This is a genomic window from Micromonospora marincola, assembly GCF_056150385.1.
Genome location: NZ_JAXCFT010000005.1, coordinates 409,632 through 422,996, shown reverse-complemented (window position 1 = coordinate 422,996; position 13,365 = coordinate 409,632). Strand labels below are relative to the sequence as shown.

The following is a 13,365-nucleotide window of genomic DNA, read 5'->3' as shown; positions in this document are numbered from 1 at the left end:
TCAGCTCTTCTCCTTCTTCGCGCCGTAACGGCTGCGAGCCTGCTTGCGGTTGCGGACACCCTGGGTGTCCAGCGAGCCGCGAACGATCTTGTACCGCACGCCGGGGAGGTCCTTCACACGGCCGCCACGCACGAGCACGATCGAGTGCTCCTGCAGGTTGTGGCCGACGCCCGGGATGTAGGCGGTCACCTCGATCTGGCTGCTGAGCTTGACGCGAGCGACCTTGCGCAGCGCCGAGTTCGGCTTCTTGGGGGTGGTGGTGTACACGCGGGTGCACACGCCGCGCCGCTGGGGAGACCCCTTGAGCGCCGGGGTCTTGGTCTTGGTCGTCTTGGCCTGTCGGCCCTTCCGGACCAGCTGCTGAATGGTGGGCACCGGGTTTCTCCGCTCCCTTCGGTCGCTGCGAGGCGACCGCGCCGTCTGCTCTAGCCGGCCTGATGGACGGCTCTCCTACATATCGACCGGGGCCACGGGACCCCAGCACCCGCGGTCGGGCGTGTCGCCCGAGCCACGGTCCCGGTGCCGGCCGCTCGCGCGTCGTCCCGGGATCTTTGGTCTTGGTGGTGCGACCACGCGATCACCGGAAGGACCGGCTCCAGCGCACGCACGCATTGCCCGGGCGAGCCCGGGCGCAAGGGGAAAGAGTACCCACCACAGGCGCGCCGGTCAAAACGGAACGGTTCGCCAGGACTGCTCCGCAGCCCCGCCGGCCCGACTTCCGGGTGGCCGTTACGCCCTCGATGGGCACCTACGACGACAAGTGTACCGGCTGATCCGGCGGGCGACCCGGCGGCCCCGGCACCCCTCGGTTCCGGCGCGACGGGACATTCCGGCGAACTGCGACCAATCCGCCGGCGGCTCTCACGTGATCTGCACCACCAGGGCCAGCCCGAGCCCGATCACGCTCAGCAGCAGTCCGACCGCACCGCAACTGAGCCCGGCCACGGCCAGGCCGGCGCCGGTGAACCGGACCGCCGGCGGCGGCGCCGGACGCCGGATCTGCCGCCGGGCGAACAACCAGGCCACGATCGCCCCGACGCCACCGAGCGCACCGAGCACGGTGAAGGCGCCCGCCGCCCACGCGCCGCCGTAGTTCGGACCCGCGATGCCGAAGCAGAAGACAAGCAGCGACACCAGGATCGAGGCGATCCCGGCGATCAGCGAGCCGATGGCCAGCCCGGAGGTGACCGGCGGCACGTCGAGATGGACCACCCCGAACGGGGTGCCCGGCACCGCGTCGACCCGCTTCGGCGGCCGGGGCGCCTCGGGCGGGGGCGGCGGGAGCGCCGGCCCGCCGGCCGGTCCCCAACCGCCGCCGGGCGCGTTCCCCGGCGGCCCCCACCCACCGCCGTGGCCGGGCCCGCTCCCCGGGTACGCCCCGAGCCCGCCGTATCCGGGCTGCCCGGGGTGGTACGGCGGCGCGGCCGGCCCGGACACGCCGCCGTATCCGGGCTGCCCGGGGTGGTACGGCGGCGCGGCCGGCCCGGACGCCGGCGGGTGCACCGTCGGCGGGTACGGTCCCGCCGGTGGCCAAGGGCCGGGCGGCCCGGACGCCTGCCCGCCGGCCGGATCGGCGCGCTCCCCGCCGGCCGGAGCGGCGCCGTCCCCGCCAGTCGGTGGCGGCGCCCACGGGCTGGTCGGAGCCGGGTCCCGCGGTGACGCGGCGGGGTCCGACCCGGCACCGGGGCGGGTCGGGTCGCCTCCCGGCGCAGCCGGTTCCGTCACGGGGTCCTCCTGTCCACGCTCACCCGCCGTGCGGCGGACACCGGCCAGGCTACCGTCGCGGGTCACCGCCGGGTGGCCGGCGCGGAGCCCGCTCCCCCACCGGGTCAGTCCATGTTCGGAGCGAAGTCGTGCCCGAATGAGGCGTCGGCGTGCCGGACCACCCCGATCACCACCGCGGCCACCACGGCGACGGCGGTAAGCACCAGGCCGACCTGGGCCAGCCGCTCGCCCCGGCGCAACCAGTCGGCTCCGGTGAGATAACCACCCGAGGTGTACGCCTCCCGGCGGGCCTGCCGGACCAGCGTGAGCGCGATCGTCGACGGCACCACCCCGCCGACGAAGAGCCCGGTCAGCGCACCGATCAGGCCGAGGGCGAAGACGGCGCGGGCCTTCGTGGAGCGGACCGGCTCCGGGTCGTGCGGATGGCGGTGCGCCTGCGGCACGACGGGCACCTGTTGCCCCGGCACGGTCGTCATGTCCCCATCATGCCTCGGCCCGGCGCACCAGCTCGCCGAGGTGGCGGCATCCGCGGCCCATCGACCCCGCCACCTCGGCGTACCGGTGTGGATCACGGAACGCGACGAGGCCCCCGGCGGACGCCGGGGGCCTCGTCGTTCTTGCGGTTTAGCGGTACGACCCGAAGTCGAAGTCGTCCAACGGCACCGCCTGGCCGCTGGCCGGCCCGAAGCCGTAGTCGGTCTCCGGGTAGCCGGTCATCGAGTAGACCTTGGCCTTCGCCTCCTCGGTCGGCTCGACCCGGACGTTGCGGTACTTGCTGATGCCCGTACCGGCCGGGATGAGCTTACCGATGATCACGTTCTCCTTGAGGCCGATGAGCGAGTCGCTGCGGGCGTGGATCGCCGCGTCCGTCAGCACCCGGGTGGTCTCCTGGAAGGAGGCCGCCGACAGCCAGGAATCCGTGGCCAACGAGGCCTTGGTGATACCCATCAGCACCGGACGACCGGCGGCGGGCTCGCCACCCTCGCCGACGAGCCGGCGGTTCTCCGACTCGAACAGCGCCCGGTCGACGAGCACGCCCGGCAGGAACTCGGTCGAGCCGGAGTCGATGACCGTCACCCGCTTGAGCATCTGGCGGATGATGATCTCGATGTGCTTGTCGTGGATGAGCACACCCTGCGAGCGGTAGACCTCCTGGACCTCCTGGGTCAGGTGGACCTGGACCGCGCGCGGGCCGAGGATGCGCAGCAGCTCGTGCGGGTCGATGGTGCCCTCGGTGAGCTTCTCGCCGACCTCGACGTGGTCGCCGTCGTGCGCCCGGAGCCGGACCCGCTTGGAGATCTTGTCGTAGACGATCTCGTCGCTGCCGTCGTCCGGGATGACCACGATCTTGCGGGACCGCTCGCCGTCCTCGATCCGGATCCGGCCGGGGGTGTCGGCGATGGGCGCCTTGCCCTTCGGCACCCGGGCCTCGAAGATCTCCTGGACACGGGGCAGACCCTGGGTGATGTCCTCACCCGCGACACCACCGGTGTGGAAGGTACGCATGGTCAGCTGCGTACCCGGCTCACCGATCGACTGGGCGGCGATGATGCCTACCGCCTCGCCGACGTCCACGGTCTTGCCGGTCGGCAGCGAGCGGCCGTAGCACGCACCGCAGACGCCCAGCTTCGACTCGCAGGTAAGCACGCTGCGCACCCGCACCGTCTCCACGCCGGCCGCCACGATCGCGTCGACCCCGATGGAGTTGATGTCCTGGCCGCGGTGGGCCACCACGGTGCCGTCCGGCCCCTTGATGTCGTCGGCGAGCGTCCGGGCGTGCACGCTGGTCTCGGCGTGCTCGTGCACGACCAGCTTGCCGTCCAGCTGCTCACCGATCTGCATCGGGATCGCCCGGTCGGTGCCGCAGTCCTCCTCGCGGATGATGACGTCCTGCGAGACGTCCACCAGACGACGGGTCAGGTAACCCGAGTCGGCGGTACGCAGGGCGGTGTCCGCGAGACCCTTCCGGGCGCCGTGCGTGGAGATGAAGTACTCCAGCACGGACAGACCCTCCCGGTACGAGGCCTTGATCGGCCGCGGGATGATCTCGCCCTTCGGGTTGGCCACCAGACCACGGATCGCCGCGATCTGCCGGAGCTGGAGCAGGTTACCGCGGGCACCCGAGTTGATCATCTTCCACAGCGGGTTCTCCTGCGGCAGCGCGGTGTCCATCTCCTTGGCGACCTCGTTGGTCGCCTTGGTCCAGATCTCGATCAGCTCGCCGCGACGCTCCTCGGCGGTCATCAGACCACGCTGGTACTGCTTGTCGATCCGGTCGGCTTCCTTCTCGTACCGCTCCAGGATCTCCCGCTTACGCGGCGGAGCGATGACGTCCTCCATGCCGATGGTGACGCCGGACCAGGTGGCCCAGTGGAAACCGGCCTCCTTGAGCCCGTCCAGGGTGGCCGCCAGGGCCACCTTCGGGAAGCGCTCGGCGAGGTCGTTGACGATCGCGGAGAGCTGGCCCTTGCGGATCTCGTAGTTCACGAAGCGGTAGCCCGGGGGCAGCGTCTCGTTGAACAGGACCCGGCCCAGCGTGGTCTCCACCGTCACCGGCGTGCCCTCGACCCAGCCCTCGGGCGCGGTCCACGGCTGCGCGCCGGCGCCGTTGTCGACACCGATCACGTCGTGCAGCCGGATCTTGACCGGGGTCTGCAGGTGCAGCTCGCCGTTGTCGTACGCCATCCGCGCCTCGGCGTCCGAGCTGAACGCCCGGCCCTCGCCCGTGCCACCCGGAGTGAGGTGGGTGAGGTGGTAGAGACCGATGACCATGTCCTGGGTGGGCATGGTGACCGGCTTGCCGTCGGCCGGCTTGAGGATGTTGTTCGACGACAGCATCAGGATCCGCGCCTCGGCCTGGGCCTCGGCGGACAGCGGCACGTGGACCGCCATCTGGTCACCGTCGAAGTCGGCGTTGAACGCGGTGCAGACCAGCGGGTGGATCTGGATCGCCTTGCCCTCGACCAGCTGCGGCTCGAAGGCCTGGATGCCCAGGCGGTGCAGGGTGGGCGCCCGGTTCAGCAGGACCGGGTGCTCGCCGATGACCTCTTCCAGCACGTCCCACACGACCGGCCGCTGCCGCTCGACCATCCGCTTGGCGGACTTGATGTTCTGCGCGTGGTTGAGGTCGACAAGCCGCTTCATCACGAACGGCTTGAACAGCTCCAGCGCCATCTGCTTGGGCAGGCCGCACTGGTGCAGCTTGAGCTTCGGGCCGACCACGATGACCGAACGGCCCGAGTAGTCGACGCGCTTGCCGAGCAGGTTCTGCCGGAACCGGCCCTGCTTGCCCTTGAGCATGTCGGAGAGCGACTTCAGCGGCCGGTTACCCGGGCCGGTGACCGGACGACCGCGACGGCCGTTGTCGAACAGCGCGTCGACGGCCTCCTGGAGCATCCGCTTCTCGTTGTTGACGATGATCTCGGGCGCGCCGAGGTCGATCAGCCGCTTGAGGCGGTTGTTCCGGTTGATCACCCGACGGTAGAGGTCGTTCAGGTCGGAGGTCGCGAACCGGCCACCGTCGAGCTGCACCATCGGGCGCAGGTCCGGCGGGATGACCGGTACGCAGTCCAGCACCATGCCGAGCGGCGAGTTCCGGGTGTTCTGGAACGCCGCGACGACCTTCAGCCGCTTGAGCGCCCGGATCTTCCGCTGGCCCTTGCCGGAACGGATGGTCTCGCGCAGGTTCTCCGCCTCGGCGGTGAGGTCCATGTTCTGGACCAGCGCCTTGATGGCCTCGGCGCCCATGCTGCCGGTGAAGTACTCACCGAAGCGGTCCCGCAGCTCGCGGTAGAGCAGCTCGTCGGTGACCAACTGCTTCGGCTCGAGCTTGCGGAAGGTGTCGAGGACCTCGTCGAGGCGGTCGATCTCGCGCTGGGCCCGGTCGCGGATCTGGCGCATCTCGCGCTCTCCGCCCTCCTTGACCTTGCGCCGGACGTCCGCCTTCGCGCCCTCGGCCTCCAGCTCGGCCAGGTCGGCCTCCAACTTGGCGGCCCGCTTCTCGATCTCCGAGTCGCGGCTGTTCTCGGACTGCCGCTTCTCGGCCAGGATCTCGTTCTCGATCGTCGAGAGGTCGCGGTGACGCGCGTCGGCGTCCACGCTCGTCACGACGTACGAGGCGAAGTAGATGATCTTTTCGAGGTCCTTCGGGGCGAGGTCCAGCAGGTAGCCCAGCCGGCTCGGCACGCCCTTGAAGTACCAGATGTGGGTCACCGGAGCGGCCAGCTCGATGTGACCCATCCGCTCCCGGCGAACCTTGGAGCGGGTCACCTCGACGCCGCAGCGCTCGCAGATGATGCCCTTGAAGCGCACCCGCTTGTACTTACCGCAGTAGCACTCCCAGTCCCGCTGCGGACCGAAGATCTTCTCGCAGAAGAGCCCGTCCTTCTCCGGCTTCAGGGTGCGGTAGTTGATGGTCTCGGGCTTCTTGACCTCGCCGTGGGACCACTGACGGATGTCGTCGGCGGTGGCGAGACCAATGCGCAGCTCGTCGAAGAAGTTGACGTCGAGCACTGTGTCCCCTATGTCGTCGTCTGTACTGCTAGCTAACGGGCGGGAGCGGGGGCCGGCGAGCCGGCCCCCGACTCAACGCCTCAGACCTCTTCGACCGAGCTCGGCTCGCGCCGGGACAGGTCGATGCCCAGCTCCTCCGCGGCCCGGAACACCTCGTCGTCGGTCTCGCGCATCTCGAGGGCCACACCGTCGCTGGAGAGCACCTCGACGTTGAGGCACAGCGACTGCAGCTCCTTGAGCAGCACCTTGAACGACTCCGGGATGCCCGGCTCGGGGATGTTCTCGCCCTTGACGATGGCCTCGTAGACCTTGACCCGGCCGAGGACGTCGTCGGACTTGATGGTCAGCAACTCCTGGAGGGCGTAGGCGGCGCCGTACGCCTGCATGGCCCAGCACTCCATCTCGCCGAAGCGCTGGCCACCGAACTGCGCCTTACCACCCAGCGGCTGCTGCGTGATCATCGAGTACGGACCGGTCGACCGGGCGTGGATCTTGTCGTCGACCAGGTGGTTGAGCTTGAGGATGTAGACGTAGCCGACCGCGATCGGGTCGGGCAGCGGCTCGCCGGAACGGCCGTCGAACAGCTGCGCCTTGCCGGTGCGCCCGATCAGCTGGTTGCCGTCCCGGTTGGGCAGGGTCGACGACAGCAGGCCGGAGATCTCCTCCTCGCGGGCACCGTCGAAGACCGGAGTGGCCACATTGGTGTCCGGCTCGGACTCGTGCGCGTTGATCGACTTGAGCTGGCGCTTCCACTCCTCGTCGTCACCGTCGACGCTCCAGCCGGTCTTGGCCACCCACCCGAGGTGGGTCTCCAGGACCTGGCCGATGTTCATCCGGGACGGCACACCGAGCGGGTTCAGCACGATGTCGACCGGGGTGCCGTCCTCCAGGAACGGCATGTCCTCGATCGGCAGGATCTTGGAGATGACGCCCTTGTTGCCGTGGCGGCCCGCGAGCTTGTCACCGTCCTGGATCTTGCGCTTCTGGGCCACGTAGACCCGCACCAGCTCGTTCACGCCCGGGGGCAGCTCGTCGCCGTCCTCGCGGGAGAAGGTGCGTACGCCGATGACCGTGCCGGTCTCGCCGTGCGGCACCTTCAGCGAGGTGTCACGGACCTCGCGCGCCTTCTCGCCGAAGATCGCGCGAAGCAGCCGCTCCTCCGGGGTCAGCTCGGTCTCGCCCTTCGGCGTGACCTTGCCGACCAGGATGTCACCGGGGACGACCTCGGCGCCGATCCGGATGATGCCGCGCTCGTCGAGGTCGGCGAGCATCTCCTCGCTGACGTTCGGGATGTCGCGGGTGATCTCCTCCGGACCGAGCTTGGTGTCCCGGGCGTCGACCTCGTGCTCCTCGATGTGGATCGAGGTGAGCACGTCCTGCTGCACGAGGCGCTGCGACAGGATGATCGCGTCCTCGTAGTTGTGGCCCTCCCAGCACATGAACGCCACCAGCAGGTTGCGTCCGAGCGCCATCTCGCCCTCGTCGGTGCACGGACCGTCGGCGACGACCTGACCGGCCTCGACGCGGTCGCCCTCGAAGACGACCGGCTTCTGGTTGACGCAGGAGCCGGCGTTGGAGCGGCGGAACTTGTGCAGCAGGTACGTCCGGCGGTGGCCGTCGTCCTGGTGGACGGTGATGTAGTCCGCGCAGAGGTCCTCGACCACACCGCCGACCTCGGCGACGACCACGTCGCCGGCGTCCACGGCCGCACGGTATTCCATGCCCGTACCGACGAGCGGGGCCTCGGCCTTGACCAGCGGCACCGCCTGACGCTGCATGTTCGCGCCCATGAGCGCGCGGTTGGCGTCGTCGTGCTCCAGGAACGGGATCATCGCGGTGGCGACCGAGGTCATCTGCCGCGGCGACACGTCCATGTAGTCCACGGCCCCGGGCGCCACGTCCTCGGTCTCGCCGCCCTTACGGCGGACCAGAACGCGGTCCTCGGCGAACGTGCCGTCCGACTTCAGCGGCGCGTTGGCCTGCGCCTTGACGAACCGGTCCTCCTCGTCCGCGGTCAGGTAGTCGATCTGGTCGGTGACCCGACCGTCGATGACCTTCCGGTACGGCGTCTCGATGAAGCCGAACGGGTTGACCCGGGCGAAGGTGGAGAGCGCGCCGATCAGGCCGATGTTCGGGCCTTCCGGCGTCTCGATCGGGCACATCCGGCCGTAGTGGGACGGGTGCACGTCGCGGACCTCGAAGCCGGCCCGCTCACGGGACAGACCACCCGGGCCGAGCGCGCTCAGCCGGCGCCGGTGGGTCAGACCCGCCAGCGGGTTGGTCTGGTCCATGAACTGGGACAGCTGCGACGTGCCGAAGAACTCCTTGATCGCCGCCACCACCGGGCGGATGTTGATCAGGGTCTGCGGCGTGATCGCCTCGACGTCCTGGGTGGTCATCCGCTCACGGACGACCCGCTCCATCCGGGAGAGACCCACCCGGACCTGGTTCTGGATCAGCTCGCCCACGGTGCGCAGGCGACGGTTGCCGAAGTGGTCGATGTCGTCGGCCTCGTAGCCCTCCTCACCGGCGTGCAGCCGGCAGAGGTATTCCACGGTGGCGACGATGTCGTCCTCGGTGAGGGTGCCGGTGTTCATCGGCACGCCGACTTCGAGCTTCTTGTTGAACTTGTAGCGCCCGACCTTGGCGACGTCGTACCGCTTCGGGTTGAAGAAGAGGTTGTCGAGCAGGGTCTGGGCGTTCTCACGGGTCGGCGGCTCGCCAGGGCGGAGCTTCCGGTAGATGTCGAGCAGGGCCTCGTCCTGCCCGGCGATGTGGTCCTTCTCCAGGGTGGTCATCATGAGCTCGGACCAGCCGAACTTCTCGCGGATGCGCTCCGCGGACCACCCGATGGCCTTGAGCAGGACGGTGACGGCCTGCCGGCGCTTGCGGTCGATGCGTACGCCGACCGTGTCGCGCTTGTCGATGTCGAACTCCAGCCAGGCACCCCGACTCGGGATGACCTTGACGCTGGAGAGGTCGCGGTCGGAGGTCTTGTCCGGCTGCTTGTCGAAGTAGACGCCCGGCGAGCGGACGAGCTGGCTGACCACGACGCGCTCGGTGCCGTTGATGATGAAGGTGCCCTTGGGCGTCATCATCGGGAAGTCACCCATGAACACCGTTTGGCTCTTGATCTCGCCAGTGGTGTTGTTGGTGAACTCCGCGGTCACGAACAGTGGCGCGCAGTAGGTCAGGTCCTTCTCCTTGCACTCCTCGATCGAGGCCTTGACCTCGTCGAAGCGCGGAGCGGAGAAGGACAGCGACATGGTGCCGGAGAAGTCCTCAATGGGACTGATCTCGTCGAGGATCTCCGCGAGACCCGAGCGTGCGTGCGGGTCGTCCGCCGACCGGCCCTGCCAAGCCTCGTTGCCGACGAGCCAGTCGAAGGACTCGTTCTGAATGGCGAGGAGGTTGGGGACCTCGAGGTGTTCGGTGATCCGACCGAAAGAAACTCGGCGGGGCGCGAAAGCGCTCGACGTACGACTGGTCTTCGCAGGGCGGGAAGCTGCCAAGATGCGTCCTTCCGAGGACCGGTGCTGCAGAACGGCTGGTACGCGTGCACTCCAATGACCCCACCAGAAATATCCACAATCGGACATTTCCGAGCAGGGGTCAAGTCGGAAGGCAGCGCAAACTAGCAGTGTAGCCGAGAGGCTAACCGCTGTCCAGCCCACCCCGCAGGTCGTCGCGGAACAAGCCCTGGGACCTCGGAAAACCGGGTCCACCGGGCCGCTCGGAACGCGACGCTCCTGCCGGTCCGCTCGGGTGCCGCAGCGGTGGTGCTGCCGTTGCCCTTACCCGAGTGGCGGCCGTTGCAAGCGCGGAAGGTCTTGCTGATGTCAGCGTGCCTGCCGGGCCGTGTCGCGTCAAGGGCCGGTTACCGCTCGGGGTGTCTTTCCCCCGACGGGACTACCTGCCCCAGGTCGCTGGGAAATCGGTGCGAGGATGCTGTACGCCCTGCTCACGCCGGTGCCGCCGGGTGGTACGAACACGGCGGGCGGTGATCCGGTTCCGGATCACCGCCCGCCGCGGCGCGGTGTGCCCCGGCTCACGTGAGCCGGACGCGCGCCAGGTCAGACCGAGGTCACTTGAGGGTGACCTTGGCGCCCTCGCCCTCGAGCTTGGCCTTCGCCTTCTCGGCGGTCTCCTTGTTGGCCTTCTCCAGGATGGCCTTCGGAGCGGCCTCGACCAGGTCCTTGGCCTCCTTGAGGCCCAGGCCGGTCAGCTCGCGCACGACCTTGATGACCTGGATCTTCTTGCCACCGTCGGCGTCGAGGATGACGTCGAACTCGTCCTTCTCCTCCTCCGCCGGAGCGGCGGCGGCGCCACCGGCACCGCCGGCCGCGGCAACCGCGACCGGAGCGGCGGCGGTGACCTCGAAGGTCTCCTCGAACTGCTTCACGAACTCGGAGAGCTCGATCAGCGTCATCTCCTTGAACGCGTCAAGCAGCTCGTCGGTGCTGAGCTTCGCCATAGCTGGCGTCCTTTCTGCAAGTGGAAACTAAGAATGTGGTGCGCCGTACGGCCTCAGGCCGCCTCGGCGCCCTCCTGCTCGCGCTTCTTGTCCGCCAGGGCCGCCGCCGCGCGGGCGGCCTTGGAGAGCGGGGCCTGGAACAGGGCCGCGGCCTTGCTCAGGTTGCCCTTCATGGCGCCGGCCAGCTTGGCCAGCAGCACCTCGCGGGACTCCAGGTCGGCGAGCTTCGTGACCTCGGCCGCGGAAATGGCCTTGCCCTCGAAGACACCGCCCTTGATGACGAGCTTCGGGTTGGCCTTCGCGAAGTCGCGAAGCCCCTTCGCCGCCTCGACGACGTCGCCCGAAACGAAAGTCAGCGCGGTAGGACCGGTGAACAGCTCGTCGAGGCCGGAGATGCCCGCATCGGCCGCGGCACGCTTGGCAAGCGTGTTCTTCGCGACCGTGTAGCTGGTCTCCTTGCCGAGCGTGCGCCGCAGCTGGGTGAGCTGCGAAACCGTGAGCCCGCGGTATTCGGTGAGCACAGTGGCTCCCGACGAGCGGAAGCTCTCGGTCAGCTCGGAGACGGCCGTGGCCTTGTCGGCCCGGATCGGCTTGTCCGCCATGTCCCTCCTCTCTCGTTGCTCGGAGCTGGCACGCCGGCGACGAGCGGAGGCTCGCGACGGCGGCGGAGGGACCGCGACAACGAAAAAGCCCCGGCGCAGGGCGCACGGGGCGAGGGCCGGGATCATGGGGCACGGTCGGCGGGCCGTGCGTGACACCGAGTTTCGCTTGCCGCCCTGCGCGGGTCGCCCGTCGTCGCGGGACCTTCGACCGTGCCGGGGCACGGTGACCAGCGGTCTTTGGGTGGAACTACCGCACCAGGTTACGCGACGTGAGCCGCAGCGCCAAATCGCCTCCGGGTGCTCCCCGTCACCCGCACCTGCTCAGGCCCGGGTGCGCCGCCCCCAGGCGTAGCCGGCCAGCACCACCGCGGTCCAGAGCGCCGCCCAGCCGGTGAGCAGCAGCCCGGTGCCGGCAGCGATCGGCCCGCCGACGGCCCGCGCGGTCGCCATCACCGGTGGGACCAGCCACGGCACCACCGAGCCGGACAGCCCGCACACCACCACCCCGACCAGCCCGACCGCCAGCACGGCCGCCCCGTAGCCGGCGCTGCGGGTGATCGCCCGGCTGGCCAACGCGCCGAGAGCCACCGCGGCCGGCAACCCGAGCAGGTGTGCCCAGACGCCGAGCGCCACCCCGACGAGAGCCGGCCGGCCCTCCGGCCCGCTCGCCAGCGACACCGCGCCGAGCGGCCACGGCATCGTCAGCGCGACAAGCACCAGGGCGAGCCCGGCGACGAGCGCCGCGAGCAGGCCGGCCGCCCGTTCCCGGGCCGGCCCGACCACGACCCGGGCCAACCGGCGCTGCACGTCGGGTTCGACATCCAGCAGGATCTTGGTCTGCCAGGCCAGCACCGGAAAGATCACCACCGCGGAGACACCGTAGACCTCCGCGGGCCGACCCCCGCCACCGCCGCCGTAGAGGATGCCCAGGGCGAACAGGCCGGCCAGCATCGGTGCCAGCGCCCGTCCGGTGTGCACGAAGCCGGCCAGCCGCAGCCGCACCAGGGCGATCATCGAGTCACCTCAGACGTCGTGCCGGCCCGGCTTGCCCCGACGGCCGGGGCTTCCCCGGCCGGATCGTCACCCGGCGCGGGGTCCACAGACGGCGCGAGGTCGTCACCTGGCGCCAGGTCCACAGACGGCGCGACGTCGACGGACAGCGTCTCGTCGGACGGGACGCCCGGCGGAGCCTCGGACGGGACGCCCGGCGGCTCGGCGAGCGCCGGCTCCGGGGGCGTGGCAGAGGTGGGGACGGCGTGGTCGCGTACCCGAAGGATCTGGTGGCCGTCGGCGCGCAGGCGGGCGACGGTGGTGGCGAGCCGCGCGGCCGGCACCGCCAGCTCGACCACGGCGACGGCCGAACCCCCGGACGACGCCGCCTCGGCAAGCGTGCCGTCGGTGACCGACCACTGCCGGGCGCCGGGCAGGCGGACGGTCTCCCCCCGGTGGTCGCTGACAAGCACCGCACCGCCGCCCGCCAGCACCTCGCCGATCATCTCGGGGACCAGCTCGCGGGCCGCCGCGTCGAGCCCCTCCCAGGGCTCATCGAGCACGAGCAGGCCGGGTGGACGCAACAGTGCCTGCGCCAAGCCGACCTTCTGGGCGGTGCCCTTCGACAGCTGCGGCAGGCGCACGTCGTGGAACCGGGTCAGGCCCAGCCGTTCCACCCATTGGCGCACCGCCCGGTCGGCGGCGGGCCCGGGCAGGCCGGCGACGCGGCCCATCGCGGCCAGGTAGGCCCCGACGGTGAACGGCTGGTCGGCCGGGAACCGCTCCGGCACCCAGCCGACGGTGGCCGGCCGGTCGACCACCCGGCCCCGGCCCGGACGCAACACCCCGGCGGCGAGCTGGAGCAGCGTGGACTTGCCCGCCCCGTTGCGGCCGAGCACGACCACGACATCACCCGGGCCGATCGCCGCGTCGACCTGCCGCAGCACCCACGGACCGCGCCTGTGGTAGCGGAGCCATACCCCGTCGAACCGCATGCGCCGAGCCTGCCACAACGGACAGACGGACGGGGCCCCGCCACGGCGTGGTGGCGGGGCCCCGTCC

At 70.2% G+C, this 13,365-nt stretch carries 9 protein-coding genes; all 9 read right to left on the bottom strand.

Annotation, left to right across the window (positions count from 1 at the left end; translation table 11 throughout):
- Positions 1-375 (bottom strand): 30S ribosomal protein S12, encoded by a 375-nt coding sequence (rpsL, locus tag SM450_RS15525; protein WP_007465318.1) that lies wholly within the window; start codon positions 373-375, stop codon positions 1-3.
- A gap of 486 nt (positions 376-861) precedes the next feature.
- A complete protein-coding gene (locus tag SM450_RS15520; protein WP_474620472.1) occupies positions 862-1,233 on the bottom strand; it encodes a hypothetical protein in 372 nt (123 codons plus the stop codon).
- Between the two features lie 596 nt (positions 1,234-1,829).
- Positions 1,830-2,201, bottom strand: coding sequence for a hypothetical protein (locus SM450_RS15515; protein WP_474620431.1), 372 nt, complete (start codon positions 2,199-2,201; stop codon positions 1,830-1,832).
- A gap of 148 nt (positions 2,202-2,349) precedes the next feature.
- Positions 2,350-6,237 (bottom strand): DNA-directed RNA polymerase subunit beta', encoded by a 3,888-nt coding sequence (locus SM450_RS15510; RefSeq protein ID WP_474620430.1) that lies wholly within the window; start codon positions 6,235-6,237, stop codon positions 2,350-2,352.
- A gap of 80 nt (positions 6,238-6,317) precedes the next feature.
- Positions 6,318-9,749 carry a DNA-directed RNA polymerase subunit beta gene (rpoB, locus tag SM450_RS15505; protein ID WP_474620429.1) on the bottom strand — a complete coding sequence of 1,144 codons (3,432 nt, stop codon included), beginning with the start codon at positions 9,747-9,749 and terminating at the stop codon, positions 6,318-6,320.
- A 572-nt stretch (positions 9,750-10,321) separates the two neighbouring features.
- Positions 10,322-10,711, bottom strand: a complete 390-nt coding sequence (rplL, locus tag SM450_RS15500) for a 50S ribosomal protein L7/L12 (RefSeq protein ID WP_281586600.1) — start codon at positions 10,709-10,711, stop codon at positions 10,322-10,324.
- A gap of 53 nt (positions 10,712-10,764) precedes the next feature.
- Positions 10,765-11,313 (bottom strand): 50S ribosomal protein L10, encoded by a 549-nt coding sequence (gene rplJ / locus SM450_RS15495; RefSeq protein WP_281586599.1) that lies wholly within the window; start codon positions 11,311-11,313, stop codon positions 10,765-10,767.
- A gap of 321 nt (positions 11,314-11,634) precedes the next feature.
- Complete coding sequence (locus tag SM450_RS15490) at positions 11,635-12,327, bottom strand: hypothetical protein (RefSeq protein WP_474620428.1); 693 nt, start codon at positions 12,325-12,327, stop codon at positions 11,635-11,637.
- On the bottom strand, positions 12,324-13,298 hold the full coding sequence (locus tag SM450_RS15485; RefSeq protein ID WP_474620427.1) for an ABC transporter ATP-binding protein: 975 nt from the start codon (positions 13,296-13,298) through the stop codon (positions 12,324-12,326). The genes SM450_RS15490 and SM450_RS15485 overlap by 4 nt, the downstream gene beginning before the upstream one ends.
- Positions 13,299-13,365 lie beyond the last annotated feature (67 nt).

Excerpts from the sequence above, each read along its gene's own strand:
- SM450_RS15515 (WP_474620431.1), bottom strand. The coding sequence starts at position 2,201 with ATGACGACCGTGCCGGGGCAACAGGTGCCCGTCGTGCCGCAGGCGCAC.
- rplL (WP_281586600.1), bottom strand. The coding sequence starts at position 10,711 with ATGGCGAAGCTCAGCACCGACGAGCTGCTTGACGCGTTCAAGGAGATG.
- rplJ (WP_281586599.1), bottom strand. The coding sequence starts at position 11,313 with ATGGCGGACAAGCCGATCCGGGCCGACAAGGCCACGGCCGTCTCCGAG.
- SM450_RS15490 (WP_474620428.1), bottom strand. The coding sequence starts at position 12,327 with ATGATCGCCCTGGTGCGGCTGCGGCTGGCCGGCTTCGTGCACACCGGA.
- SM450_RS15485 (WP_474620427.1), bottom strand. The coding sequence starts at position 13,298 with ATGCGGTTCGACGGGGTATGGCTCCGCTACCACAGGCGCGGTCCGTGG.